General features: G+C 71.3%; 3 protein-coding genes. All 3 read left to right on the top strand.

The window, feature by feature from the left end; genetic code table 11:
* Positions 1–393: 393 nt before the first annotated feature.
* From G5C60_RS49960 to G5C60_RS49970, 3 genes are read left to right on the top strand one after another with little or no spacing between them, the layout of a single operon-like run.
* Positions 394–1,050, top strand: a complete 657-nt coding sequence (locus G5C60_RS49960; protein WP_241267652.1) for a hypothetical protein — start codon at positions 394–396, stop codon at positions 1,048–1,050.
* Entirely contained in the window at positions 1,047–2,369 is a 1,323-nt protein-coding gene (locus tag G5C60_RS49965) for a copper resistance CopC/CopD family protein (protein ID WP_165270849.1), read from the top strand. Before G5C60_RS49960 ends, G5C60_RS49965 begins: the two co-directional genes overlap by 4 nt.
* Positions 2,370–2,399: 30 nt before the next feature.
* Positions 2,400–3,470 carry a cupredoxin domain-containing protein gene (locus G5C60_RS49970; RefSeq protein WP_241267653.1) on the top strand — a complete coding sequence of 357 codons (1,071 nt, stop codon included), beginning with the start codon at positions 2,400–2,402 and terminating at the stop codon, positions 3,468–3,470.
* Positions 3,471–3,595: the final 125 nt, after the last annotated feature.

The following is a 3,595-nucleotide window of genomic DNA, read 5'->3' on the forward strand; positions in this document are numbered from 1 at the left end:
CCCGATTACCCGGTAGTGCATAAGCGGGCCGTCCCCGCCCTGCCACCGGTCCGAGGCGTCGGCACCCTGCGGCACCCCTCTGCCCCCTCACCCCTCGCCCTCTCGGCAACCGCCCCGAGGCCGGTCTCCACCAGCCATATGCTCAACACAGCGCCCTTTCAAAGCCCTCCCAAAGGGTTCGAATTCCATTCGAGTAATGTGCTGGAATTGCCGTGCCGTGCACGCGAATTCTTCACAGGCGCATTGCGCGGAATAGCGTCGGTGTAGCCCGTTCTCACAGCAGGGGCACCACTGAAAGAGAGGTCCTGCAACAGCCGATTAACCGACGCGTAGCCGCACCGAATCCGACCCGCACTCCACTGGTCCGCATTCATTGACCGGAATGACCGGACCATGCCAGGAGTGATCATGCCGTTGTTCCGCAGAGCGGACTGGCCGAGGGATCACCGTGACGAGGTGGTCGCCGGGGTGCTCGTCGGCGCCGTGGTGATCGTGCTCGGTTACGCGTCGGGGATCGGGGCGACGACGCCCGATTCCGCCCGGGCCGTCGCCCCGCCCCCGTTGCCTCCGGCCACCTCGGCCCCGCCCGCTCCGGCGCCGGCGGATTCCGCGCCGGGTGCGGTGCAGCCGGGGGGCCAAGTCCCGGTCGGCGGCGGGGTGTTGCCGGGAGGTATGGGTGAGCTGCCGGTCGGTGGCGGCGGTCATGCCGGGCACGGGTCGACGGGCGGCGCAGGCTCCGGGCACGGACACGACGGAGACGGTACGAACCCGCCCGGGCCCAAGCCGCCCGGCTCCGCGCGCCCGGAGCCACCCGGCGACTCCGGCGACACCTCATGCGAGGACGGCGAGGTACGCCTCGTGCGGCCGCTCCTGACCGGGGTCGCGGGACTCGGCGGACAGCTGCTGGACATCATCGGCAACACCGGTGAAACCGGTACGGACGCGACCGGCACGGACGACGCCTCGGCCCCCGAACCGCAGCCATCCCCCTGCGTCGGACTCGCCACCCCGGAGGTCACACCGAAGGTCACGCCGGAGGTCACGCCATGACGGCCCGGGGGCGCTCCCTCCTGCTGCTCCTCCTCGCCGGCCTCCTCTACGGGTTCCTCGGCACGGTCCCCGCCTCCGCCCACACCGAACTGGTCCGCTCAACTCCCAAGGACGGCGCGGAACTCGACCGCACGCCCGACCACCTCACCCTCACCTTCGACGAACCGGTCGAGCTGACCGACGTACGCGTGATGACCGTGGACGGCGACCGGCTGCCCCTGGCCCGGGCGCCGCGCCGGAACGCCGACACCGTGCGCGTCTCCCTGCCCGCAGCCGCCGACCAGACGCTCGCCGTCACCTGGTCCGTCGTCGACGAGGAGGACGGACACGTCTCCTCCGGCCGTCTCAGCTTCCGCATCGGTACGACGGCCGCCGCCGAGGACCGCGGCGACGAGGCCGCTCCCGCACTGTCCCCCTCGGTGCGGAAAGGCCTCGTCGCCGCTCGCTGGGCCGGTTACCTCTCGCTGGCCCTCTTCGTCGGCGGGCTGGCCTTCGTCGCGCTGCTGTGGCCCCAGGGCGCGGGCGAGCGCCGGGCCAGGAGACTGCTCGCGCTGGCCTGGACGGCCGGACTGCTGTCCACCGTCGCGACGCTCGGACTCCAGGGTGCGTACGCCGAGTTGGGCGGCCTCGGCGATGCGCTCACCCCGGCGACGTACGCCGAAGTCCTCACCACCGAGCCGGGTATCGCGCTCGCCGCCCGCGGCCTGCTGTGGGTGCTCGCCGCCGTGGTGCTGAGCGCGCTGCTTCAGGGCGGCGGGAGTACGGCCCGCTCGCCGGGCTGGCGCGTGGGCGCACTCGCCGTCACGCTCGGGCTGCTGCGTACGACCGGCATGGTCGGCCACAACTCCGAGGGCGGCAGGCCGACTTGGGGTGCGGTCGCCGACCTCGTCCATCTGCTCGGCGCGAGCCTGTGGATCGGCGGTCTGGCCATGCTCGCGGTCGCCGTGCTGCCGCGCCGGGACCCCGACGAGCTGGCGCTGGTCGTGCCCGGCTACTCCAAGCTCGCGGGCGCGTCCGTGGCCGCGATCGTCGCCGCCGGGCTGGTGCTGGCCTGGCAGGTCGTGGGCTCGTACGGCGCTCTGCTGCACACCTCGTACGGGCGGCTGCTCCTGCTCAAGACCGCCGTACTCGCGGTCGTCCTGGCGGCGGCGTGGCAGAGCCGCCGGTGGGTGCGCACCCGTCTCGATCTCGCCGTGCTGCTGCGCGGCGACGCCGCCACCGTGCGGCCCTTCGGTTACTCGGTCGCGGCCGAGACGGGGCTCGTCCTCGTCGTGCTGGCCGTGACGAGTCTGCTGGTGACGGCCGATCCCGGCCGTTGAACTCCCCATAGAGCAAAAGGAGTTGCTTCCATGCGCATGCGCAGAAACGACAAACAAGAAGACACCGAAGACACCGGTGAACGCCGCCGCCGGGCGCCTGCCGGGAACCGGGTCCTGATCGTCACCGGACTCGGCGCGGCGCTGGCCGCGGTGCTCAGCCTGGGACTGCTCCAGGCGGCCTCCGGCTCCTCGTCGACAGGCTCGACGGCCGACTCGGCCGCCGCGCAGGCGCCCGCGGCGGCGGCCGAGGCACAGCCGGCCGCGGCGGCCGCGCCCGACCACCAAGTCGACATCATGGGCAACAAGTTCGGCGACGGAAAGCAGCTCGTCGTCAAGGTCGGCGAGACCGTCCAGTGGACCAACCACGACGAGGCCCCGCACACGGTCACCACCACCAAGGGGCCGAAGAAGTTCGACTCGGGCACCTTGGAGAAGGGCGACTCCTGGTCGTACACCTTCACCACGGCGGGGACGTACGAGTACTACTGCGCGGTGCATCCGGACATGGTGGCGTCGGTGAAGGTCGTCGAGGAGGACAGTGGCGGCGGTTCCGGCGGATCGGGCGGTTCGGGCGGTACGTCCGGCGGATCCGGCGGTACGTCGGGCGGGTCCGGCGGCGGCTCCGACTCGGGCGGCTCCGGTCATTCGAGCGGCGGCGGCACCGGAGGTACGTCCGGTGGCAGCACCTCCGGTGGCTCTGGTGGTTCTGGTGACTCCGGTGGTTCTGACGGCTCGGGTGACGACGAGCAGTGCGCCAGCGTCCAGGACGTACTGATGCCGATCCTGATGCACCTCAACACCGCGCACCTGGAGCGTTCGCCGGGTGAGCAGGTGCAGGACGCGCTGGCTCTCGACTCGTACATCAAGACGCACACCGTGTGGATCGAGAGCATCCTCACGCCCGCCACCGAGGGCGCGGGCACGGTCGCCGACGACACCCTCAGTGTGCTGCTCCAGCACATCAACAAGGCACATCTGGAGGAGTCGCCCGGTCAGCAGATCACCGACCTGCTCGACGCCGACAGCTACGTGAAGATGCACACGGTCTGGGCCGGGCAGATGCTCGCACCGACCGAGGACTATCTGACCGCCAGCTGCTGACGGCACGACGCACGACACACAACGGAGGACGCCGGGCCGGCCGAGTCGCAGTCGGCCGGCCCGGCGTCCGCCTCATTGTCACCCCTCGCCTTGTCTCCCCGCCCCGCTTCTCCTCGGAAGGAGAG

The organism is Streptomyces scabichelini (assembly GCF_011045015.1).
GTDB lineage: Bacteria > Actinomycetota > Actinomycetes > Streptomycetales > Streptomycetaceae > Streptomyces > Streptomyces scabichelini.

Coding starts and splice junctions, on each gene's coding strand:
- G5C60_RS49960 (WP_241267652.1), top strand. CDS start 394: ATGCCAGGAGTGATCATGCCGTTGTTCCGCAGAGCGGACTGGCCGAGG.
- G5C60_RS49970 (WP_241267653.1), top strand. CDS start 2,400: ATGCGCATGCGCAGAAACGACAAACAAGAAGACACCGAAGACACCGGT.
- G5C60_RS49965 (WP_165270849.1), top strand. CDS start 1,047: ATGACGGCCCGGGGGCGCTCCCTCCTGCTGCTCCTCCTCGCCGGCCTC.